Source organism: Aeromonas sp. MdU4, assembly GCF_041929505.1.
Lineage (GTDB): Bacteria > Pseudomonadota > Gammaproteobacteria > Enterobacterales > Aeromonadaceae > Aeromonas.
This window is the reverse complement of record NZ_JBHFMW010000038.1, coordinates 15,187-35,986: the sequence shown is the minus strand read 5'-3', so window position 1 is coordinate 35,986 and position 20,800 is coordinate 15,187. Positions and strand designations below refer to the sequence as shown.

Genomic DNA, 20,800 nt, shown 5'->3' with positions numbered 1-20,800 from the left:
CCTAGAGCGGCCACCAGGGACCATTGAAAAAGCTGGTCAGCCATCCCTGTTCCTGGGTATTGGCCAAATCACCGGTGCCGCCGTAATAGATGCGAGCATTGGCTACTTTCTGGGATGAAACGCTGTTGTCAGATGTGACATCCTCTGGCCGGATCATGCCCGTAACCCGGATATATTCGTTACCATTGTTAAGCATGATCCACTTTTCACCACGCACCAGCAGGTTACCGTTGGGCAGTACCTTGGCTATGCTGACCGAGATATTCCCCTGCAGGCTGTTACTCTGATCCGCTTTGGCCTGTCCTTTGAAAGCACCATTTTGAGCAATAGAGGCCGACATATCATAAGGACCAGCTGTCACTGGCACCCCGCCCAAACTAACAGGACTTAAATTGAACTTGTTATCCTTGCCACTCTGGGTATTGGCTTTTTTGGACGCCGAGGTGGATTCAGACAACTCGATGGTGATGATGTCTCCCACCTTGTGCGCCTTGATATCCGAATAGATGCCATTGACCTGTTCCGGCTGAAATATCGCCCCTGTCGGTCTCACCGAGACCGGCTCCGACTCCCCGTATACGGGGGAAAACTCGGGATCATCGGGCTTGGGCGTATTGGGGGTGCTACTACACCCTCCCAGCACCAGCAATCCCAGCATCAATACGGCTTTCATCATGACACTCCTACTTAGGTTCGCTGGATCAGGAATGACATCATGCCATCCACCGCAGAGAGAACTTTGGAGTTCATCTCGTAGACCCGCTGAGCCTGGATCAGGTTAACCAGCTCTTCAGTGACGTTGACGTTGGAGGCCTCCAGCATGCCTTGCTTGACCACCCCCATGCCATCAGCACCGGCAGTCCCCTGGATTGCCGCACCGCTGGACTGGGTTTCAAGAAACATGTTCTCACCCATCGGCTGCAAACCACTGGCGTTAACGAAATCGGAAAGGGTGATCTGACCAACAACCTGAGAGGCGCCATCCCCTTTGAGCTGTACCGAGACCTGCCCATCCTCACCAATGGTCACACTCTGTGCATTCTCCGGGATCTGGATTTCAGGCTGCAGGGTATAACCACTGCCTGGGGTAACGATGGTGCCTTCACTGTTGAGCGTGAACTGACCGTTACGGGTATAGGCAGAGCTGCCATCCGGCAATTGAATTTCAAAGTAACCGCGGCCGCTGATCATCAGATCCAGTGAGTTGTCCGTGGTCTGTACGTTGCCCTGGCTATGGTTTTTCTGGGTCGCCACCACCTTGGCACCGGCCCCCAGCATCAAACCGGAAGGAAGCTCGGTATCGGCAGAGGAACGGCCACCAGGCTGGTTGATGTTCTGATAAAGCAGGTCTTCGAAGATCGCCCGTGATTTTTTGAAACCCACGGTGCTGGCGTTCGCCAGGTTGTTCGAAGTGACCGAAATATTGGTCTGCTGAGCATCCAACCCGGTCTTGCTGATCCAAAGTGCAGGATTCATGATGTAACTCCTTGGTTAGCTGATACGCAGCAACTGGGTTTGGGCCTCATCATTCTCTTCGGCCGTTTTCATTAATTTGATCTGGGTTTCGAACTGCCGTTGCAACCGGATCAAGTTGGTCATTTCATCGACCACATTGACGTTACTCCCCTCAAGGGAGCCAGCAATGAGGCCGACATTGGCAGAGGCGGGCTCATTCTGACCATCCTTGCGCCGAAACAGACCATCTTGCCCCTTCTCTACCGCACTGGCTGCCGGGTTGACCAATTTGATCCGTTGAAAATCTTCCGACAAGTTGGCCCCAGCCCCCTCCGGGCGGCCACTGATGGTGCCATCGCGATTGATCGCCATCTTCTCCATCGGCATCGGCAGCACGATAGGTTGACCCCCGTCATCCACCACATTGAGGCCGGTCGACGTTTGCAAATTGCCGGTCGCATTAACCTGCAAATTTCCCATCCGGGTATAAGCTTCTCCTCCCTTGGGATCTTGCACCGCGATCCAGCCAGGACCATCGACCGCCACATCAAGATCCCGCCCGGTGGTCATCAGCATGCCATGCTGCAAATTCTGACCCGGACGTTCCGTCATGGCGAACACCCGGCTAGGCAATCCCTCACCAAAGGCCTGCATGCTTCGGGCCTGCTCGAAATCGGATTTGAAGCCAGTCGTATTGGCATTGGCGAGGTTATTGCCACGCACAGCAAGGCTGTTCATGTTCTCTTTAGCCCCGGACATGGCGATGTAAAGCAGGTGATCCATGGGATTCTCCGTCAAACAGATGACTCTAAGTCAGAGAAATGCAATTAGGATGCCAATGCCAATTCAGGAAGTTCAGGGGCAACAAAACAGGAGGGATTACTCAGAAAGAAGGGCGCCGCAGCGCCCTTCTCAATAGGAGATGAATTAACGGATCTGCAGAATGGTTTGCTGCAGCGAACTGTTAACCTCCAAAGAACGTGAGTTGGCCTGGAAGTTACGCTGAGCAGTGATAAGGTCAACCAGCTCAGAGGTCAAGTCCACATTAGACTGCTCCAGCGAAGATGACTTGATGGTACCGAAAGTGCCAGAATTCGGAGTACCTGGCAACGCGTCACCAGAGAGCAGGGATTGCCGCCAGGAAGTATCACCTACCTGAGTCAGCCCTTGCGAGTTGGCAAATTTGGCCATCGCAACCATGGCGACCTTGATGGTCGTAGCATTGCTGTAAGTTGCGGACACAATACCATCTGGAGTGATCTCTACCTTGGTCAAACGACCAACAGTAGAACCATCTTGTGACAACTTGTTGACTTCAAACGGTGACGCATACTGGGTCACGGTACCAAACGTAATATCAACCTGCTGAGTCGGGTCTGCACCATTGGTAATGATGCCCGCTCCAGCCCCCAGTTGCTCCGTCTTGATGCTTGCCGGTATTGTCGGTGTAATCATTTTGCCATCAGCGCCAAATGTAATCTGGGCACCCAACGGGGCCGGGTTCAAACCAGCCGCCATTGTCGGCGCTGCGCCACCAACAATATCAATCGGTTTATCTCCTTGATAGAGATACATCCGCCAGGAAGTCGGGGTGGTCGGCTTGCCCGGGTTGGCAGGGTCGGCCTCTTTGATAAAATATTGAGTGATAGTATGGGGTTCCCCCAACGAGTCATAAATCACCACAGAAGTGGATGACGAATAGGTCTTTGAATCCTTTGGATCAAATGTTGACGCAGGTCCTGCACCAAAACCGGATGGTAGCGGATCGGTGTTAGAGGGAAGGTTAAAACTAGCGTCAATTTTGCTGGTTTTAACCGGTTCACCCGCTCGATCCGGAATCTGGATAGGCTTGGTTGCATTGATGCTGACCGCTTTCGGGGTACCATCTGTATTAATCTCATAGCCTTGCAGATAGTGGCCCTGATTATTGACCATATAGCTGCTTTCATTAAGCTTGAATGCACCGGCACGCGTATAGGTGCGATCCAGATTGGTCAACCCGTCAGAGGTCACAAAAAAACCGTTACCCTGGATCGCCAGATCCAGCGCGTTATTGGTAAATTGCAGCGCCCCTTGATGGAACTGCTGGGCAACAGCCCCGGTGGCGACACCATTACCGACCTGCGTCTTCGCATTGACAAAAATGGAGTTGGCATAAACATCCGCAAACTCGGCTCGGGACTCTTTAAATCCCATCGTGTTAACGTTAGCAATATTGTTTGCGGTGACGTTCAAGTCTTTTTGTGCCGCATTGACACCGCTCAAGGCATTGTTAAATGACATATCCAGCTCCTTAGATCGATGCTGTCGACGTGTTTGGTAACGGCTTGGCCGTCTGGTTGGAATTGGTTCCTGATATTTGCAGAATGGAACTCAGTTGTGTGCTGCCCAAACCTTTCAGATTAAGCAGTGTGGGGTTTGTGGCATTGCCCAAAGCTACGCTATCAACCTTGCCATAAGCATATGTGGGAATAGTTTCAGACTTGCCATCCACTGTGCCGCTGGCTTTGAGCACATATTTGCCGGGCTTGACCCGCTTATCGTTCTTGTCGGTTCCATCCCAAGCAACTTCCACGTTGCCTTTCTGGTCTCCTTCAAGGCTAAATTCCTTGATAACCTGACCAGCTTCATCCTCGACCGTGATTTTGACACTCGAGTATTTGTTGGCCGTACCAACCTGCACAACACCAGAGATAGGCCCTTCCTTATCCAAATAACCAATATTGCTTGGTAACAACACATTTTGGCCTACTAAAGAAGATGCTTGCAGGGCTTGACTGGAGATCATCTGCTCATTGAGCTTCCCCATCTGACTAGAGAGGCTACTGATCCCTTCCGACGTCGACATGGATGCCATTTGGGAAAGCATCTGGGAATTATCCACTGGCTTGAAAGGATCCTGATATGAAAGTTGCATTGTCAGCAATTTCATAAACGACGCCTGATCCAGCTCCTTCTTGGGCGTGGTAGTCGTGCCTGTCGTCTGGGTCGTGGTACGGCTGATGCCGTTCACACTGTTATTGGTGTCGACCATGCTGCATTCCCCCTATCAGGACTTGCCAAGCTGTAGCGTCTGCTGCAGCATCTTCTTGGCCGAGTCTGCAACCTGTACATTGGTCTGGTAGCTGCGCGAGGCATTAATCATATCCGCCATCTCTTCAACCATATTGACGTTCGGTTTGAAGATGAAACCGTCTTTATCCGCCATCGGGTGGTTGGGGTTGTACTCTTTGAGCAACGGAGCCTTGCTCTCTACTATGCCCTTTACCTCAACCCCTACCGAGCCCTGTTTATCGGACATTGCCTGGTCGAGCTGAGCGGCAAAAATTGGCCGCCTTGCATGGTAAGTGTTTTCCACACTGGAGCTGACACTGTCCGCGTTGGCCATATTGCTGGCAACCGTATTGAGTCGCACAGACTGTGCACTCATGGCTGAGCCTGCAATGTCAAAGACCTTGAACAAACTCATCACTGCTCTCCTTTCAGGGCTTTAAGCAGGCCACTGATCTTGCTATTCATAAACTCAAGGGAGGTCTGGTACTCAAGGCTATTACGCATAAACTCGCTACGTTCCTGTTGTACATCCACCGTATTGCCATCACCGGTATCCGGCTGTAACGGGTTACGGTATTGAACAGAACCGGGCGAATCCATATTCAAGGCAAAATGCTTTTCGCTGGTCGTCGCCAACCCAAAACCCTGTTGATGCTGGGCATCCTGCAAGGCTTGAGCAAAGTTGATATCCTTGGCCTTAAAGCCTGGGGTATCCGCATTGGCAATGTTGCTCGAAAGCACTTCTGCACGCTTGGCTCGAACTCCCAGCGTGTATTGATGAACACCAAATGCCTTGTCAAATGAAATAGCCATAGCACACCTCCTGCTTGGTATATTTTGTTTGCAAGAGGTGTGCCAAAAGAGAGCTGTTAAGAGACGCTGTGAAGATGGGTCAGAACTATACGGCCGTTCGTCTTTAGCGGACAGTGGTGGATGATGAACATACCGAGCAAGGTGATTACGTGTAACCTTGGTAAATAACAAGAGGGAAGCACTGTGCTTCCCTCTTACTGGACGGTGAGGAATCCAAAGATTCCATATAAATCAAGGCAGAAAAGCTATTTGACCTTGTAAACAATCCCTGGATTACAACGGATCATTTCAAACCGCTCGGTCAACCCTGCCAAAGACTCCGACGCCCCCAGCATCAGATATCCTCCAGGGTTGAGACTGGCAGCAAACTGGTTGAGGATCTTTGACTTCACTTCCGGCGCAAAGTAGATAAGCACGTTACGGCAAAAAATAATGTCAAATTTACCGAGTAAACTGTAACTCTCCAGCAGGTTGAGAGGCCGGAAAGTGGTCAATTTTCTGACTCGCTCCACTACACGCATTTTATTGTCACCGTAGGGCTCAAAGAACATCTTCTTGCGTTCAGGCGACAAACCCCGCGCAAGAGCAAGGCTGTCATACACTCCCTCTTTGCACTGGTTCAGCATGGTAGTCGATATATCCGTTCCCACAATCTGCACACCACCAGGCAAAGTGCCCGGTTTCTTCATCTGCTGTTCCAGTGCCGTCATCGCAATCGAATAGGGCTCCTGCCCGGACGATGATGCAGCAGACCAGATCTTGATTGGCCGACCACTTTTACCCAATTCAGGGAAAATCTTGTCAGTCAAAAGCTGAAACGGATAAGTATCACGAAACCACAGGGTCTCGTTGGTCGTCATGGCATCCACTACTGCCATTTTCAGGTCGCGCTCTCGTACACTCATTGCACGAGTAACCAGATCAGACAGACTCTCGATGCCAAACTGCGCCATCAAAGGTGAAAGGCGGCTCTTCACCAGATACTGTTTGTTATCACCCAGCACGATCCCACTCTGTACCGCGAGAAAGTTACTGAACTGTTTATATAAGTCGTCCGAAAGTGTCTTCATGCAGCGATTCTTCTTAATTAAAGTGCGTTTTGTACGGCTTTTGCCAATTCATCCGGCTGGAACTTGGCGATGAAGTTGTTCGCACCAACTTTCTGCACCATTGCCTGGTTGAATACTCCACTAAGGGATGTATGCAGAATAACATGCAAATCCTTGAGATTGGGATTATTCCGGATCTCGGCAGTGAAGGTATAACCATCCATTTCGGGCATTTCAATGTCCGAAATCACCAGTGCAATCTGATCCTTGATGGGGCCACTCTTGGTCATTTCCAGCAACATGTTCAATGCCTCGCGACCATCCTTGGCCAGCACACATTCAACCCCGATCGCTTCCAGCGCACGCTGCACCTGTTTGCGTGCCACAGAGGAGTCATCAGCAACCAACACTGGTCGACCCAGAGTCGGGTGTTCAACACTGGCCTCAACCAACTCTTTGCTTACCTCGGTGGAAACCGGTGATATTTCGTTGAGAATGCGCTCAACATCCAGGATCTCGACCAACTCACCATCAACCTCGGTAACGGCTGTCATGTAGTTGATTCGACCCGCCCCTTTTGGTGGGGGCAATATCGACTCCCAGTTCATGTTGATGATGCGTTCAACCGAGTGCACCAGAAACCCCTGTATGGAACGGTTGTACTCGGAGATAATAATGAAACATTTGCTCAAGTCTTCAATCGGCCGTTTGCCCATCGCCATGCTGAGATCGATGACAGAGATAGTCTGGCCACGAATGTGTGCAACACCGCGAATGCAGGAGTTCAGCTTGGGCATCACTGTCAAGGGGGGGCACTGCAACACTTCACGCACTTTAAATACGTTGATGCCAAATCTTTGACGTCCATTGAGACGAAACAACAACAACTCCAGCCGGTTTTGTCCCACTAGCTGGGTACGTTGGTTGACCGAGTCCAGGATACTGGCCATAAACACTCCCTAAAAACGCTTGGCATTAATCATGCATGCGTGATGGATTGCGTCAGACTATTGATGTGACAACGAACAGATTCTGAAGCAATCATAGTTAAATATGGTGATATGCGTGAACAACTTATCGACCAACGAGCAAAAATGATTAACCGACTTTTACTCATCAGCCTCTTTTTTGGCAGCATATCTTCCAGCTCCGCCTCGGAGGTCACCACCTATCTGCAAGAACAGGCACAAGAGTTCGTTTATGGTCAACTCGACATACCCTTGGATGCAAAGGCCGAGGTCACAACGGCAACCCTCGATGAACGACTCCCGCTTACCCGCTGCGAAGATCGGTTAACCATCAGCTTACCAGCAAAAATGGAAATTCGCCGTAATACAACCGTTTACCTGAAATGCGAAGAAGACAAGCCCTGGGATGTCTATCTGCCAGTTCGCGTCAGTATTCAAAAACCCTTTGTCACGGTAGCCAATCCCATTGCCAAAGGAGATGTGTTAACCGAAAGCCAACTGGTGCTTGCTTATCAAGATCAGACTCTGATCCGTGGCGACTATTTGACTGACCCCGCCCCCCTCATTGGCGTTCGCAGCAAACGGGAGATAAAGCCGGGGCAACCTATCCGTTTAAGCCAAGTCTGTGTGGTATGCAAAGGGGATCAGGTCACCTTGACGGCGGAAAACAGCAACTTCCAGATCAAAACAATGGCCCGAGCCTTGCAAGATGGCAGCTTCGGGGAGATCATCAAACTCGTTAATATTCGCTCTGGTAAAACAGTCGAGGGTAAAGTGAGTGCAGTGGGCTCTGTGTCGGTCACTTTTTAATGTCTGAGGCATTGACAATTTTTTTCTAAAGTTTTGACCTACCGTACCGATAAACAGGTAAGCAAACCTTAAAGCAGACGAAGGTAACTCAAATGGCCATCAACAATATCAACAACTTGGCGAACAATCGGTTGCAAAATACCGGTAGTAGCCAGGGGACAGGCAGCAAGTCAGTCACCTCATCGCCCGAAAATGAAAGCAAAGCGGCAACTGTCAAGCTGGACTCCGTCTCCTTGACTAATGAGGCTCAGCAATTGCAAAAGATGCAACAAAACCTCAATACCGCATCGACCGGTAACGAAAGCAAGGTAGAGCGACTGAAAAAGGCCGTTGCCAGTGGTGAATATCAGGTTAACAGTGATGCTGTGGCCAAAAAGATGTTCAACTTTGAGACCAATCTGGACAAAGTTCTCGGATGATGGACTTACCTTCGTTACTGCACACTCAGGATGATTACCTCACCCAGATGCAAGGCATTCTGGAAGAGGAGTTCAGCCTGCTCGAACAGCATCAGGCTCTGGCCCTGCCTGCACTGACCGAGCGCAAACAGCAATTACTTGCTGCGATAGAAACACTGGATAAAACACTGGCAGAGATGCCGGAGCTTGCGCAACAACTGGCAGCCTATCCGGACCAAATGGCTCAACTACGAGCCAAGCTAGATGCATGTCAGGCGCAAAATGACATCAATGGCCGACTGCTGGAGCTCAGTATCGTCTCCAACCGCCGTCTGGCTACCTTTTTGAGTAAGCTGCGCGATCGCAACAGCATGACATATGACGCCAAGGGCAATACGCGCTCTGGCACCCGCTCCTACGGTATCAAGGCCTGACACCCCATATCAGGCCTTGCTCTTTCTCAGTTCATACTCTAAAGCAACAAACGCAGAAGCTCGCGACCATCCGCACACGCCTTAACACTCAGTACACCAGCCTCATAGCAGCCATAGCTGGCGGGCAACTCGCCACGCGGGAAACAGATCGAGCCCGGATTCATCAACACCCGCTCGCCCTGCCACTCCAGTACCGGTACATGGGTATGACCACTCAGAAACAGGCTACCAGCAGGTAATTGCACCTCATCGGGGCGATACAGATGGCCGTGACTGACAAACCAGCGCCGCTCATCTATTAGCAGCTGGTTGTAGGGGGCTGTAATGGGGAAGCTCAACAACATCTGATCCACTTCAGAATCGCAATTGCCCCGCACGGCGATGATCTGTGCCGCCAATTCATTGAGCCGCTCGGCGACCGCTGCAGGGTTATATCCTTCTGGCAAAGGATTACGTGGCCCATGATTGAGCACATCACCAAGCAGCAGGTAGTGATCGGGCTGCCATGGCTGGAGCAGGCTCAACACCTGCTCCAGCGCACTGATACTGCCGTGAATATCGGAAATGATGGCAAGTTTCATGAAATGCTCCTCACTGCGGGCTGAAATAGAGATCCTTGGTGGCAATCGTTCCTTTCAAATTCTGGCTGGGCAACCCCCGCAACGTGGGATCGACCAATCTCATCTGATTGTAATGATACACGGGTATGATCGGTGCCTCTTCGAGCAGCAACTGCTCGGCATGGTGATAAAGCTCTGCCCTGCTCCCGTTATCAAGCGTATTGACCGCCTGCTCCAGCAGCAGATCAAAATCGGGATTACAGTAACCACTTTCATTACGCAGATCCTGACAGCGGAAACTGCTTAACATCGCTGATGGTTCCACGTAGTCACCAAACAAGAAGCTTCTGGCCACCAGAAAATCACCGCTATCCTTGGCAACCTGATAGGGCCCCCACTCCAGATCGTTGAACGAAACCTGCACGCCCAACCTCTGCCACATGGCCGCAATCGCTACCGCCATCTTTTTGTGGGTCTCCGCCTTGTTGTAGGTAATGCTGAGCTTGAGCGGACGCGCCGTGCTGTAGCCCGCTTCAACCAGTAGCGCCGCCGCCTTGACCTGCCGGGTCGACATATTTTCCAGTGCCACGGGTATCACCACGCGCGGATAACCGGGCATCTCCGGCAACAACGACCATGCAGCCTTCTCATCCTGGCCGCTTACCGACTCGGTCAGCTGCTGGCGGTCAATCGCCATGGAAAGTGCCTGACGCACCCGAATATCCTGTAATTCAGGTCGCCGCATGTTGAAGACATAGAGGTAAGTACCAAACAGTGACGAACCCCAGAGTCGTTCTGGCGCTTCACGCTTCATCTTCTGGTAGTAATCGAGTGACACCTTATTGGTCAGCTGTATTTCACCAGCCTCATAACGCAACCGCTCTGCGTGCTGAGAAGTAACAGGCAGATAGGTGACCCGCTCAATACGAGTGTGGAGATCATCCCAATAGTGGATATTGCGCTCGGCTTCGATCCGTTCGTTTGGCGTCCAGTTCGTCAACCGGTAAGCGCCATTGCTCACCAGCTTGCCTGGTTCCGTCCATTGTTTGCCAAACTTGGCTATTGCCCGCTGATTGACCGGCACGAAGGGACGCTGACTGATAAGTTGCAGAAAATAGGGGACTGGCCGCTCCAGCGTGATTTTCAGGATCTGATCGCCCTGTGCCTGAATACCCAGATTGTCGAGCTCCAGCGCCCCCGCATAGATAGACTGACCATTGTTGATCCCCGTAGCCAGCAGGAGTCCAGCAGAAGGAGAACCGATGGCCGGATCAAGCAGACGGCGCCAGGCATAGACAAAATCGCTGGCGACCAGTGGCTCGCCATTTGACCACTTCAGCTGGGGCCGCAGGAAGAAACGCCACTCCAGACCATCTTCGCTGACCTCCCAGCGTAGCGCCTGGGCCGGCACGATATTACCCTGGCCATCCTCGCTAACCAGCCCTTCAAACAGGTCCACCAATACGGCTTCTCCCGGGAACCCCGAGCGCACCAAGGCAGGATCCAGTGACTCCGGTTCGGCACCATTGCCCTTGATCAGGGTTTGCCGATCAGCCAAGGGGGGTTGCTGTTCGACGGTGGTCGCATGTGCCAATGGTCCAGCCAGTACAGCGATCAATAGCGGGGAGAGCCAGCGTTGCGCCAGCTTGGGGAAGAAACCATACCTCATGAAAAAACCTCGAATAAAACCACTTCTGGAGGGGGAAGGCCGACGGCGCGCCTGATGAATGCCTGATGCCGCCCTTGTTATCCCCGAAAACGCCCCGTATTGTATCGGGCTTGTCCCGGAGATGGAGTCTTTCGGGCGACTTTTTTCAGGAGTTTTTATGGGGTATGAGTGGCTGGCCGTAGCATCGGCCAGTTTATGGGCAATTGCAGCCCTGATTTCGGTCAAACCAGCCCGCCATCTGGGAGCATTTGCCTATAGCCGCTGGCGCATGTTCCTGGTTACCCTGATGCTCGGCAGCATGAGTCTGCTCACCGGTGGCTGGCAAACGCTCACAGCCAGTACCCTCCCCCAGCTCGCACTCTCGGGTCTTATCGGGATCTTCATCGGCGATACGGCACTCTATGCCTGCATGAACCGGCTGGGGCCCAGACGCAGTGGTCTGCTCTTCTCCTGCCATGCCCTGTTTTCCGCCCTGCTCGGACTCTGGTTGTTTAACGAACAGCTGACGGGGTGGCGACTGCTGGGCGCCATCCTGGTGTTTGCCGGCGTCCTGCTGGCCATCCTGTTTGGCAGGCGCAGTAGCAGCAACGAGTGGGAGCAGATCCGGGGCAGCTTGGGCATCGGGATTGGGCTTGGCCTGACGGCGGCCCTCTGTCAGAGCCTGGGTGTCATCATTGCCAAACCGGTGATGATGAGTGGCACCGTGGATGCGGTGAGTGGCTCGGGGATCAGAATGGCCAGCGCACTGCTGGCGCACTGCACCTTGCGAACGATAGGGATGCCGCTTGCACGACCAATCAATCCCATCAACCGTCAGATCTTCGCCTTGATCACCGCGAACGGTTTTTTGGCGATGGCGCTTGGCATGACCCTGATCCTGGTGGCTTTACGGCAAGGAGAGGTCGGGATGGTGGCCATTCTCTCCTCCACCACCCCCGTGATCTTGCTGCCACTATTGTGGTGGCACTCGGGCGAGCGGCCATCTCTTGCCGCCTGGGTCGGAGCCCTGATTGCCACCCTAGGTACAGCGCTAGTCCTGGGTTTTAGCGGCCACTGAACCCCGGCGGGAAGCTGACCATCAGAACAGGGCGATCTCCTCAGTCGTCAGCTCGCGATATTCGCCGGGAGCCAGCGCTTCGTCCAGCGTCAGGCCGCCCACCCGTTCACGATGCAGCCCCACCACCTTGTTGCCGATGGAGGCAAACATCCGCTTGACCTGATGGTATTTGCCTTCGTGAATGGTCAGGCGAGCCTCGCACTCGCCGAGAATTTCCAGCTGGGCAGGACGGGTTTTATCGGTCTCGTTGCGCAGATATACCCCTTCGGCGAACAGCTCGATCGCATCCGGGTTCACCGGATCGGCCAGCCAGACGTGATAAGTCTTGGCGCACTCGTGACGAGGCGACGTGATGCGGTGGGACCATTGACCATCGTCGGTCACCAACACCAGCCCCGTGGTATCGAGATCGAGGCGACCCACCACATGCAGCTTGCCCATTGCCGGCTCATCCATCAGGAAGAAGACGGTCGGGTGATCCGGATCCTCATTGGAACAGACGTAACCTTCCGGCTTGTGCAGCATGAAATAGCGGTTGCGCTGCTCCAGCGTCAACAACACACCGTCAAACTCGATCTGGCTCTGCTCATTGATATGAAAGGCGGGCTGCTTGACCACAATGCCATCCACCATGACCTCACCCTGACGGATCAGTTTGCCTGCCAGCGAGCGGGTCAAATCGGAACAATCGCACAGAAATTTATCAAGCCGCATTCACAACCTCGGGATCCAACAAGTAAAGGGGCGTCATTATATCGGGCGGGGGCGACAACGCCACTGTTAAGGGGTTGCCAATTATGACGAAGCAGTTATCCGATGTTAGACTTCTCCGGTATGCCCCATCCGAACGATACTCATAATAATAAAAGTCAGGAAGCCGCCATGAAGTCTCAAGCATCCTATCCCGTCATCCCTGTCAACCAGCTGAAACCCGGTATGTATGTCATTGCTATCGCCAGCCAGACCGGTGGGATGGAGATTGCCCAGATGGGCATGGTGACGAATGTGACACAAATAGCCAATCTGGTGCGTCAGGGGGTGCTCACGGTGCGCATCGATCTGGCTCGCAGCAAGCTGGGCAGTGCCGAGAGTGACGCTATTACCTCCCCCGAGCTCAATGCCAACAGTGCTCAGGTGGGGCGTCGAACCAGTGCCAACGGCGAAGGTCGGGAACTGAAGATCCGTCGCCTCTATCAGGAAGCACGCGAGCTGCAAGGCAAGTTCATTCGCCATCTCAAGGCAGGTGAACCCATCGACATCACCCCGCTGGCCGAAGTGGCCGAAGAGATGGTGGACACCATGTTCACCCACGGGGATGCCATGCTCTGCCTAGCCCGCATTCGCGCAAAGGATGCCTACCTGATGGAGCACTCCATGAACGTCGCCATTCTGCTCGCCAACTTTGGCCGCTATCTGGGGCTGGAGCGCAGCGTGCTCAAGGAGCTGACTCTGGGGGGATTGCTACACGATGTGGGCAAGATCATGACCCCCGACGAAGTGCTCAACAAACCTGGCAAACTGACAGACGAGGAGTTCGCCATCATGCGCCAGCATGTGGTACACAGCTACGAGATATTAAGCAACACCCCCGGCATCACCCCCACCATGCTGGAGGTGGCCGCCAACCACCACGAACGGCTTGATGGTACTGGCTATCCGCAACGTCTGAAAGGCGACCAGCTCTCGCTCTATACCCGCATGAGCGGTATCGTCGATGTGTATGATGCCATCACTGCAGATCGGGTCTACAAGGCTGGTATGCAGCCAACCCAGGCCTTCCGTATCCTGCTCAAAGGGATCAATCTGCACTTCGATGCCGAGTTGGTCACCAAGTTCATCAAGTGCATGGGGGTCTATCCGGTGGGAACACTGGTACAGCTCTCGAACCAGCGGTTAGCTATCGTGATGCAGCGTAACGAACAACAACCACTCAAACCGATGGTCAAGGTGATCTATCACGCCACCCAGCGTCACTATCTCGATGTGCAGTGGCTGGATCTGGCCAAAGCTGGCGTTCAGGAGAGCATCGAAAACACGGTCGACCCCAAAGAGTTTGGCATCAACCTCGCCAACTTCTTCTAACTCCTCACCTCACTTTACGATTGGCGCTGGCTGTCAAGCCAGTGCAGGATCAGAAACTCTTCATCCAGCGGCGAAAGATCGAAACGCAAACTGGCCTCTTCAATGGCAGCAATATCATGCAGGTGATGCTCACTGAGCCAGAGCACCGCACGACGCAGATCTTCACCATGGGGGAGCAGCAGATGGTCGCTCATGGAATACCTCCGGTAAACTGCAAGGTAGCCAACGCGTGGCTACCTATTTACAGTCTAGTCGGTCAATTCAATCCCCCTCTGCTCTCCCCCATGCTCACCTTAAATCAGCGGCCAAACGCACGCTGCCAATCCTGATCAAACTTCGCCAGCGCCGCATCTACTGCCGGCACGCTCAGCAACTGCTCGGCCACGTCGAGCGGCAGGGTAATGGACTGACAGCCCGCCAGCAGACAGTCGAGCGCCTGACGCGGCGTGCGGAACGATGCCGCCAGCACCTTGCTGTTCGGTGCATGCAGCTCAAGCAGCTGTTGCAACTCCTGTACGGTGGCAATGCCATCCCCCCCCTGCGCATCCAGCCGGTTGACGTAAGGCGCAACATACTCAGCGCCCGCTACCGCAGCCAGCCAGCCCTGCAGCGGGGTATAGACCGCCGTGCCCAAGGTCGGCACACCGTTGGCAGTCAGGGTCTTGATGGCCGCCAATCCCTCTTCACACACCGGGATCTTGATCACCAGGTCACGGTCCAGTTCCCGCAGGGCAAATGCCTCGCGCACCATCTCGGTCTCGGTTTTGGCCATCACCTGGGCAAACAGCCGCGCCTTGGGACCCAGCACCTCCCGCAGGGCGGGCAGCAGATCGGCCAGTGGCATACCGCCAGCGGCAGTAATGGACGGATTGGTGGTAACGCCAGCCAGCGGCAGGATCCGTGACCAGCGGCGCACCGCAGCCACATCGGCAGTATCGAGATACAACTCCATCTCTAGCTCCTTAACGGGATGTTCAATCTGTCGCCATTCTAACGAGATCACATCCACAAATTAGTTGATCGAAATCAAATCAACTTTCGAACGAAAGCAAATAAAATACAAAAACAAAAGGAGGCGGTATGATTTTCGACCTGCAACGATATTCAACTCACGATGGCCCCGGCATTCGCACCCTGGTATTTCTCAAGGGGTGCTCGCTGGCCTGTCGCTGGTGTCAAAACCCGGAAAGCCGCTCTCCCAAGCCGGACATACTACTCGACCGGCGCCAATGCATCGAGGGATGCAGGCTCTGCTGCGACGCCTGTCCGGCAATCTTGCGTGACAGCCAGGGAGTCCAGCTCACCCGCTCGGTCCTGAGCGCTCAGGATGTGGAACGGCTGCGCGGCCTCTGCCCAAGCGAAGCGTTGCTGGTGTGCGGCCGGGAGGAGAGACTGGACTCCCTGATGGCAACCCTTCTGCGGGATCGCCCCTTCTTCGAGCGCAGCGGCGGTGGCGTCACCCTCTCAGGCGGCGAACCCTTTATGCAGCCCGAATTTGCCGCCGACCTGCTGGCTCGCTGCAAGGCCGAGGGACTCCATACCGCAGTGGAAAGTTGCCTGCACGTGCCCTGGCACCAGATTGAGCCAAGCCTCCCCCACCTCGACCTGCTGCTGGCAGATCTCAAGCATGTGGATGAGAAGCGCTTCTTCGACTGGACCCGCGGCAAGGTTGCCCTGCCCCTGGCCAACCTCAAGCGTCTGGCCGAACGCGGCGTGGCGATGCAGATCCGGGTGCCGCTCATTCCCGGCTTCAATGCCGACCGAGAATCGATCCAGGCCATCACCGATGCCGCCGCCAGCCTCGGCACGGTGCAGGAGATCCATTTTCTCCCCTACCACACCCTGGGCGCGGGCAAATACGCTCTGCTCGATCTCCCCTATCTGGCGCCGGACAAACCACTCGACGACCCAGATTTACTCGCGTTTGCCCATGAATATGCCTATTCGCGAGGCCTAACCCCCATCACCCGTGGCTAACGATCAGCAACATGAGCCAACCACAAAACCAATAACTTGATGCAGAGGATAAGACCATGACCCAGCTCGACCTCACTACCCTGCCCCCGCGGATCCGTGCCCACAAGGAGAGCCTGATCCACATCGTCCAACCGCCGGTCTGCACCGAGCGGGCCCGTCACTACACCGAGGCCTATCAGGCCCATCTGGCCCGGCCGCTGCCGGTGCGCCGCGCCCTGGCGCTGGCCCACCACCTCAAGGAGCGCACCATCTGGATCAAGCATGAGGAGCTTATCGTCGGCAATCAGGCCAGTCAGGTACGGGCGGCGCCGCTCTTTCCCGAATACACGGTGAGCTGGATTGAGAAGGAGATCGATGAGCTGGCCGACCGCCCCGGCGCCGGTTTTGCGGTGAGCGAAGCAGACAAGCTGGCAATCCACGCCCTCACCCCCTTCTGGCGCGGCCAGACGGTACAGGATCGCTGCTATGGCCTCTTTACCGATGAGCAGAAGGGGCTGCTGGAGAGCGGCATCATCAAGGCCGAGGGCAACATGACCTCGGGGGATGCCCACCTCGCAGTCAATTACGAGCAGCTGCTCACGCTGGGGCTCGATGGCTTCAAAGCCAAGGTGGCCGAGCGGCGCAGCCGGCTGGATCTGGCGGATTGGGCCGACCTGCAGCGCGAACAGTTCCTGCAGGCCGTTGCCATCACCTTCGATGCAGTCAGCGATCACATCGAGCGCTACGCCACTCTCGCCAGCAATATGGCCCGTGACATGGCCGCGCAGGAGCCGCGTCCCGAGCGCCGAAGCGAGCTTGAGACCATCGCATTCAACTGCGCCCACATCGCCCACCGCCCCCCTGAAACCTTCTGGCAGGCGCTGCAGCTCTGCTACTTCATCCAGCTAATCCTGCAGATCGAATCCAACGGCCACTCGGTATCGTTTGGCCGGATGGACCAATACCTCTACCCCTGGTATCGCCGCGAAGTTGAGCTGTCAGAATCCCTGCCACGGACACGCGCCATCGAGCTGCTACAAGGGTGCTGGCTCAAGCTGTTGGAGGTGAACAAGATCCGCTCCGGCACCCACTCCAAGGCCTCTGCTGGCAGCCCGCTCTATCAAAACGTCACCATCGGTGGTCAAAACTGGCGGGATGGCAGTGCCCATGACGCGGTCAACGGCCTCTCCTACGCGATTCTGGAGTCCTGCGGCCAGCTACGCTCAACCCAGCCCAACCTCTCGGTACGCTACCACGCCGGCATGAGCGAAGATTTCCTCGATGCCTGCATTCAGGTGATCCGCTGCGGCTTTGGCATGCCCGCCTTCAACAACGATGAGGTGGTGATCCCCGAGTTCATCAAGCTCGGGGTGAACGAGGAGGATGCCCACCACTACGCCGCCATCGGCTGCATCGAAACCGCCGTGCCCGGCAAGTGGGGCTATCGCTGCACCGGCATGAGCTTTATCAACTTCGCCCGCATCCTGCTGGCGGCGCTCGATGGCGGCCGCGACGCCACTACTGGCAAGGTCTTTTTACCCCAGACCCAATCGCTGCGGGAAGGCACGTTCGGCCACTTCGACGAGGTGATGGCCCACTGGGACGAGCAGGTTCGCTACTTCACCCGCAAATCCATCGAGATCGACTGCGTGGTCGACAGCGTGCTGGAAGCACAAGCCCACGACATCCTCTGCAGCGCCCTGGTGGATGACTGCATCGAGCGCGGCAAGACCATCAAGCAGGGGGGCGCCGTCTATGACTGGGTCTCCGGCCTGCAGGTGGGGATCGCCAATCTGGGTAACAGTCTGGCAGCCCTGAAGAAACTGGTGTTCGAGCAGAGCGTGGTAGATCAACGCGAGCTGGCCGAGGCACTTGAGCAGGATTTTGCCGGACTGCAGGGCGAACAGCTGCGCCAGCGCCTCACCAACGCAGCCCCCAAATATGGCAACGATCTGGACGAGGTCGACCTGCTGCTGGTGCAGGCCTACCAGAGCTACATCGACGAGCTCAAGGGGTTGCACAACACCCGCTTCGGCCGTGGCCCCATCGGCGGAACCTACTATGCCGGCACCTCCTCCATCTCGGCCAACGTACCCTTTGGTGCCGCCACTATGGCCACCCCGGATGGCCGCCACGCCCGCACACCGCTGGCGGAAGGGGCCAGCCCCTCATCGGGTTCGGATCGTCTCGGCCCGACGGCCGTATTCAACTCCATCGGCAAGCTGCCCACGGCGGCAATCCTCGGCGGCGTGCTGCTCAACCAGAAGCTGAGCCCGGCCAGCCTGGAAAACGAGCGGGACAAGGCCAAGCTGATGAGCCTGCTGCGCACCTTCTTCGAGGTGCACAAGGGGTGGCACGTGCAGTACAACATCGTCTCGCGCGAAACCCTGCTGGCGGCCAAGGCCCACCCCGATCAATACCGGGATCTGGTGGTGCGGGTGGCGGGTTACTCGGCCTTCTTCACTGCCTTATCCCCCGATGCGCAAGATGATATCATCGCCCGAACCGAGCACACCCTCTGACGGTCCCCACCAGGGGCAGCTTGCCCCTTATGACCAGCAAGCCACCCGTGAGGTGGCTTGCCGCTATCCACTGCCAACCTGCGAGGCCCCATGAACCCACGCCACCAACTGATCCTTACTCTGGTCCATCAAGCTCGCAAGATGAGCGTGGCCGAGCTATCGCGGCACACTGGGGTATCGGAGGTAACGGTGCGCAACGACCTCACCGCGCTCGAAAAACAGGGGCTGCTCAAGCGGGTGCACGGCTCGGCCATGGCGCTGGAGAGCGACGATCCCGATGCCAGAATGAACATCAACTACCTGCTCAAAGAGCGCCTCGCCAAACGGGCGGCCCAACTGGTCGAGGATGGCGAGACGGTCTTTATCGAGGGAGGCAGCGCCAACGCCCTGCTGGCCCGTCATCTGGCCCAGCACAAACAGGTCACCATCATCACCATCAGCAGCTACATCGCCCACCTGCTGCGCGATACCCAGGCTCAGGTGGTACTGCTCGGCGGCCTGTTCCAGCACCAGAGCGAGAGCGTAGTGGGGCCGCTGACCCGCCTTTGCATCGAGCAGGTGCACTTCTCCAAGGCCTTCATCGGGGTGGACGGCTTTCATCCCGAGATAGGCTTCACCAGCCGCGACATGATGCGGGCCGACGTGGTCAACAGCGTGCTGGCCAAGGGGGTCACCAATGTGGTCATCACCGACAGCAGCAAATTCGGCGCCATCCACCCGAGCACCCTCGGCACGCCGGGACAGATCGGCGTACTGGTCACCGACGATGCCCTGCCCGCCCCCATGCGGGCCACCCTGGCGGCGCGCGGCATCACACTACACTGCGTCACAGCTTGAACATCCGAGCCGCAAAATAGCTCCACACAAATCCCATTCATAGCTTGACGCCGACCACCCTATCAAAGGTATGCTCGCCCTCTTGCCGATCCGCTTGCAGAACGCGGATCGCCATTCCTGCGATGACAAGGACTGAAAGATGCACACCAAGGATAAATGTTTGGCCGCCCTGGTCATCCTCTGCTGGGGGCTTAACTTCGTGGCGATCAAATGGGGGCTGGAGGGCATTCCACCACTGCTGCTGGGGGCGCTGCGCTTCATTGGCGTCGTTTTCCCCGCTATCTTGCTGGTCCCCAGGCCCGCCATGCCCTGGCGCTGGTTGCTGGCCTACGGTGGTGCCATCAGCCTGGGCCAGTTCTCCTTTCTGTTTTGTGCCATGAAATTCGGCATGCCAGCGGGAATGGCCTCGCTGGTACTGCAATCCCAGGTAGTCTTCACCCTGCTATTTGCCATGATCTGGCTGGGTGAGCGCTGGCAACCTCACCACTGGATAGCCCTGCCGCTAGCGGCGGTCGGGCTCTATCTCATCGCTACCCATGGCGAAGGCAACCTGACCCTGCTTGGTTTCGTGCTGACCCTCTGTGCAGCCGCCTGTTGGGGTCTTGGCAACGTCATCAATCGCCAGATCGGTCTACGTTATCAAACTTCATTACCAAGCCTTATCGCCTGGGGTGGCTTGGTGCCCATTCTTCCCTTCTTCGCCCTCTCCTGGCTGTTCGAGGGGCCCGAGCTGATGGTGAGCAGCCTGCTCAACTTCAGCTGGCAGGGATTGTTGTGCGTACTTTATCTCTCGTATGTCGCGACCTGGCTGGGTTACGGCCTGTGGGGACGGCTGCTGATGCGCTATCCGGTGGCGCAGGTGGCCCCGCTCTCTCTATTGATACCCTGTGTCGGCATGGTGGCGGCCGCCATTCTGCTTGATGAACACCCGACAGCCTTGCAGTGGCTAGGCTCTGGTCTGGTGCTGCTCGGCTTTGTGGTACATCTGCTGGGTGGCCGACTACGCTGGTCCAAACCGCAGACTGCCACCTGACCCCTTATTTACCTGCCACCATTGACCAGGGTGGGGAAAATTTTCATTATGAGCCAGCCCCCAACGGGGCTGTAGCCATCGTTCCATGGCCTGCAGGAAGACG

General features: G+C 55.6%; 23 protein-coding genes. 9 read left to right on the top strand and 14 right to left on the bottom strand.

Going from position 1 to position 20,800, the window contains the following annotated elements; genetic code table 11:
• Position 1 precedes the first annotated feature (1 nt).
• The 9 genes from flgH to ACE1BR_RS21070 form a co-directional block, all read right to left on the bottom strand.
• The gene (gene flgH / locus ACE1BR_RS21110; protein WP_374873743.1) at positions 2 to 673 is read right to left on the bottom strand and encodes a flagellar basal body L-ring protein FlgH; all 672 of its coding nucleotides are present in this window, start codon (positions 671 to 673) and stop codon (positions 2 to 4) included.
• A gap of 14 nt (positions 674 to 687) precedes the next feature.
• Positions 688 to 1,476 (bottom strand): flagellar basal-body rod protein FlgG, encoded by a 789-nt coding sequence (flgG, locus tag ACE1BR_RS21105; protein ID WP_374873741.1) that lies wholly within the window; start codon positions 1,474 to 1,476, stop codon positions 688 to 690.
• A gap of 15 nt (positions 1,477 to 1,491) precedes the next feature.
• Positions 1,492 to 2,238: a flagellar basal-body rod protein FlgF gene (gene flgF / locus ACE1BR_RS21100; protein WP_374873739.1), complete on the bottom strand. Its 747-nt coding sequence runs from the start codon at positions 2,236 to 2,238 to the stop codon at positions 1,492 to 1,494.
• Positions 2,239 to 2,382: 144 nt separating this feature from the next.
• The gene (gene flgE, locus ACE1BR_RS21095) at positions 2,383 to 3,738 is read right to left on the bottom strand and encodes a flagellar hook protein FlgE (RefSeq protein ID WP_374873737.1); all 1,356 of its coding nucleotides are present in this window, start codon (positions 3,736 to 3,738) and stop codon (positions 2,383 to 2,385) included.
• 10 nt (positions 3,739 to 3,748) lie between these two features.
• Positions 3,749 to 4,489: a flagellar hook assembly protein FlgD gene (locus tag ACE1BR_RS21090; RefSeq protein WP_374873735.1), complete on the bottom strand. Its 741-nt coding sequence runs from the start codon at positions 4,487 to 4,489 to the stop codon at positions 3,749 to 3,751.
• Positions 4,490 to 4,504: 15 nt separating this feature from the next.
• Positions 4,505 to 4,924, bottom strand: coding sequence for a flagellar basal body rod protein FlgC (flgC, locus tag ACE1BR_RS21085; RefSeq protein ID WP_005344527.1), 420 nt, complete (start codon positions 4,922 to 4,924; stop codon positions 4,505 to 4,507).
• Entirely contained in the window at positions 4,924 to 5,322 is a 399-nt protein-coding gene (flgB, locus tag ACE1BR_RS21080) for a flagellar basal body rod protein FlgB (RefSeq protein ID WP_374873733.1), read from the bottom strand. The genes flgC and flgB overlap by 1 nt, the downstream gene beginning before the upstream one ends.
• A 245-nt stretch (positions 5,323 to 5,567) precedes the next feature.
• Positions 5,568 to 6,392, bottom strand: coding sequence for a CheR family methyltransferase (locus tag ACE1BR_RS21075; RefSeq protein WP_374873731.1), 825 nt, complete (start codon positions 6,390 to 6,392; stop codon positions 5,568 to 5,570).
• A 17-nt stretch (positions 6,393 to 6,409) separates the two neighbouring features.
• Positions 6,410 to 7,321, bottom strand: coding sequence for a chemotaxis protein CheV (locus ACE1BR_RS21070; protein WP_374873729.1), 912 nt, complete (start codon positions 7,319 to 7,321; stop codon positions 6,410 to 6,412).
• A gap of 144 nt (positions 7,322 to 7,465) precedes the next feature.
• Here ACE1BR_RS21070 and flgA point away from each other — a divergent pair, with 144 nt between their 5' ends.
• The 3 genes from flgA (at position 7,466) to ACE1BR_RS21055 (ending at position 8,981) form a co-directional block, all read left to right on the top strand.
• Positions 7,466 to 8,149, top strand: coding sequence for a flagellar basal body P-ring formation chaperone FlgA (gene flgA, locus ACE1BR_RS21065; protein ID WP_374873955.1), 684 nt, complete (start codon positions 7,466 to 7,468; stop codon positions 8,147 to 8,149).
• Between the two features lie 92 nt (positions 8,150 to 8,241).
• On the top strand, positions 8,242 to 8,568 hold the full coding sequence (gene flgM, locus ACE1BR_RS21060; protein ID WP_374873727.1) for a flagellar biosynthesis anti-sigma factor FlgM: 327 nt from the start codon (positions 8,242 to 8,244) through the stop codon (positions 8,566 to 8,568).
• Positions 8,565 to 8,981, top strand: coding sequence for a flagella synthesis protein FlgN (locus ACE1BR_RS21055; protein WP_374873725.1), 417 nt, complete (start codon positions 8,565 to 8,567; stop codon positions 8,979 to 8,981). Before flgM ends, ACE1BR_RS21055 begins: the two co-directional genes overlap by 4 nt.
• 38 nt (positions 8,982 to 9,019) lie before the next feature.
• Here ACE1BR_RS21055 and yfcE read toward each other — a convergent pair whose 3' ends face one another.
• Positions 9,020 to 9,562: a phosphodiesterase gene (gene yfcE, locus ACE1BR_RS21050; protein ID WP_374873723.1), complete on the bottom strand. Its 543-nt coding sequence runs from the start codon at positions 9,560 to 9,562 to the stop codon at positions 9,020 to 9,022.
• Positions 9,563 to 9,572: 10 nt separating this feature from the next.
• Complete coding sequence (locus ACE1BR_RS21045; protein WP_374873721.1) at positions 9,573 to 11,210, bottom strand: peptide ABC transporter substrate-binding protein; 1,638 nt, start codon at positions 11,208 to 11,210, stop codon at positions 9,573 to 9,575.
• Between the two features lie 157 nt (positions 11,211 to 11,367).
• Here ACE1BR_RS21045 and ACE1BR_RS21040 point away from each other — a divergent pair, with 157 nt between their 5' ends.
• Positions 11,368 to 12,267: a DMT family transporter gene (locus ACE1BR_RS21040; protein WP_374873719.1), complete on the top strand. Its 900-nt coding sequence runs from the start codon at positions 11,368 to 11,370 to the stop codon at positions 12,265 to 12,267.
• A 21-nt stretch (positions 12,268 to 12,288) separates the two neighbouring features.
• On the opposite strand, the gene rsuA is transcribed toward ACE1BR_RS21040, so the two are convergent.
• The gene (gene rsuA / locus ACE1BR_RS21035) at positions 12,289 to 12,981 is read right to left on the bottom strand and encodes a 16S rRNA pseudouridine(516) synthase RsuA (protein WP_374873717.1); all 693 of its coding nucleotides are present in this window, start codon (positions 12,979 to 12,981) and stop codon (positions 12,289 to 12,291) included.
• Positions 12,982 to 13,149: 168 nt separating this feature from the next.
• Between rsuA and ACE1BR_RS21030 the strand changes: the two genes are divergently transcribed.
• On the top strand, positions 13,150 to 14,349 hold the full coding sequence (locus ACE1BR_RS21030) for an HD-GYP domain-containing protein (protein WP_374873715.1): 1,200 nt from the start codon (positions 13,150 to 13,152) through the stop codon (positions 14,347 to 14,349).
• Between the two features lie 14 nt (positions 14,350 to 14,363).
• On the opposite strand, the gene ACE1BR_RS21025 is transcribed toward ACE1BR_RS21030, so the two are convergent.
• Both ACE1BR_RS21025 and fsa read right to left on the bottom strand, forming a co-directional pair.
• The gene (locus tag ACE1BR_RS21025) at positions 14,364 to 14,543 is read right to left on the bottom strand and encodes a hypothetical protein (RefSeq protein WP_374873713.1); all 180 of its coding nucleotides are present in this window, start codon (positions 14,541 to 14,543) and stop codon (positions 14,364 to 14,366) included.
• Positions 14,544 to 14,647: 104 nt separating this feature from the next.
• A complete protein-coding gene (gene fsa / locus ACE1BR_RS21020) occupies positions 14,648 to 15,301 on the bottom strand; it encodes a fructose-6-phosphate aldolase (RefSeq protein WP_374873711.1) in 654 nt (217 codons plus the stop codon).
• Positions 15,302 to 15,429: 128 nt separating this feature from the next.
• Here fsa and ACE1BR_RS21015 point away from each other — a divergent pair, with 128 nt between their 5' ends.
• From ACE1BR_RS21015 to ACE1BR_RS21000, 4 genes are all read left to right on the top strand, one after another.
• A complete protein-coding gene (locus tag ACE1BR_RS21015; RefSeq protein ID WP_374873709.1) occupies positions 15,430 to 16,326 on the top strand; it encodes a glycyl-radical enzyme activating protein in 897 nt (298 codons plus the stop codon).
• Between the two features lie 56 nt (positions 16,327 to 16,382).
• A complete protein-coding gene (locus ACE1BR_RS21010) occupies positions 16,383 to 18,827 on the top strand; it encodes a formate C-acetyltransferase/glycerol dehydratase family glycyl radical enzyme (protein ID WP_374873707.1) in 2,445 nt (814 codons plus the stop codon).
• 90 nt (positions 18,828 to 18,917) lie between these two features.
• A complete protein-coding gene (locus tag ACE1BR_RS21005) occupies positions 18,918 to 19,664 on the top strand; it encodes a DNA-binding transcriptional regulator YciT (RefSeq protein ID WP_374873705.1) in 747 nt (248 codons plus the stop codon).
• Positions 19,665 to 19,803: 139 nt separating this feature from the next.
• On the top strand, positions 19,804 to 20,697 hold the full coding sequence (locus ACE1BR_RS21000; RefSeq protein WP_374873703.1) for an EamA family transporter: 894 nt from the start codon (positions 19,804 to 19,806) through the stop codon (positions 20,695 to 20,697).
• Positions 20,698 to 20,800 lie beyond the last annotated feature (103 nt).

Bases quoted from the DNA above. Each gene is read 5' to 3' on its own strand.
- ACE1BR_RS21010 (WP_374873707.1), top strand. From the start codon at position 16,383: ATGACCCAGCTCGACCTCACTACCCTGCCCCCGCGGATCCGTGCCCAC.
- flgM (WP_374873727.1), top strand. From the start codon at position 8,242: ATGGCCATCAACAATATCAACAACTTGGCGAACAATCGGTTGCAAAAT.
- ACE1BR_RS21045 (WP_374873721.1), bottom strand. From the start codon at position 11,210: ATGAGGTATGGTTTCTTCCCCAAGCTGGCGCAACGCTGGCTCTCCCCG.
- ACE1BR_RS21075 (WP_374873731.1), bottom strand. From the start codon at position 6,392: ATGAAGACACTTTCGGACGACTTATATAAACAGTTCAGTAACTTTCTC.
- flgE (WP_374873737.1), bottom strand. From the start codon at position 3,738: ATGTCATTTAACAATGCCTTGAGCGGTGTCAATGCGGCACAAAAAGAC.
- ACE1BR_RS21005 (WP_374873705.1), top strand. From the start codon at position 18,918: ATGAACCCACGCCACCAACTGATCCTTACTCTGGTCCATCAAGCTCGC.
- ACE1BR_RS21090 (WP_374873735.1), bottom strand. From the start codon at position 4,489: ATGGTCGACACCAATAACAGTGTGAACGGCATCAGCCGTACCACGACC.
- ACE1BR_RS21015 (WP_374873709.1), top strand. From the start codon at position 15,430: ATGATTTTCGACCTGCAACGATATTCAACTCACGATGGCCCCGGCATT.
- ACE1BR_RS21030 (WP_374873715.1), top strand. From the start codon at position 13,150: ATGAAGTCTCAAGCATCCTATCCCGTCATCCCTGTCAACCAGCTGAAA.
- ACE1BR_RS21025 (WP_374873713.1), bottom strand. From the start codon at position 14,543: ATGAGCGACCATCTGCTGCTCCCCCATGGTGAAGATCTGCGTCGTGCG.
- flgH (WP_374873743.1), bottom strand. From the start codon at position 673: ATGAAAGCCGTATTGATGCTGGGATTGCTGGTGCTGGGAGGGTGTAGT.
- rsuA (WP_374873717.1), bottom strand. From the start codon at position 12,981: ATGCGGCTTGATAAATTTCTGTGCGATTGTTCCGATTTGACCCGCTCG.
- ACE1BR_RS21040 (WP_374873719.1), top strand. From the start codon at position 11,368: ATGGGGTATGAGTGGCTGGCCGTAGCATCGGCCAGTTTATGGGCAATT.
- ACE1BR_RS21055 (WP_374873725.1), top strand. From the start codon at position 8,565: ATGATGGACTTACCTTCGTTACTGCACACTCAGGATGATTACCTCACC.
- flgC (WP_005344527.1), bottom strand. From the start codon at position 4,924: ATGAGTTTGTTCAAGGTCTTTGACATTGCAGGCTCAGCCATGAGTGCA.
- yfcE (WP_374873723.1), bottom strand. From the start codon at position 9,562: ATGAAACTTGCCATCATTTCCGATATTCACGGCAGTATCAGTGCGCTG.
- flgF (WP_374873739.1), bottom strand. From the start codon at position 2,238: ATGGATCACCTGCTTTACATCGCCATGTCCGGGGCTAAAGAGAACATG.
- ACE1BR_RS21000 (WP_374873703.1), top strand. From the start codon at position 19,804: ATGCACACCAAGGATAAATGTTTGGCCGCCCTGGTCATCCTCTGCTGG.
- flgA (WP_374873955.1), top strand. From the start codon at position 7,466: ATGATTAACCGACTTTTACTCATCAGCCTCTTTTTTGGCAGCATATCT.
- ACE1BR_RS21070 (WP_374873729.1), bottom strand. From the start codon at position 7,321: ATGGCCAGTATCCTGGACTCGGTCAACCAACGTACCCAGCTAGTGGGA.
- fsa (WP_374873711.1), bottom strand. From the start codon at position 15,301: ATGGAGTTGTATCTCGATACTGCCGATGTGGCTGCGGTGCGCCGCTGG.
- flgG (WP_374873741.1), bottom strand. From the start codon at position 1,476: ATGAATCCTGCACTTTGGATCAGCAAGACCGGGTTGGATGCTCAGCAG.
- flgB (WP_374873733.1), bottom strand. From the start codon at position 5,322: ATGGCTATTTCATTTGACAAGGCATTTGGTGTTCATCAATACACGCTG.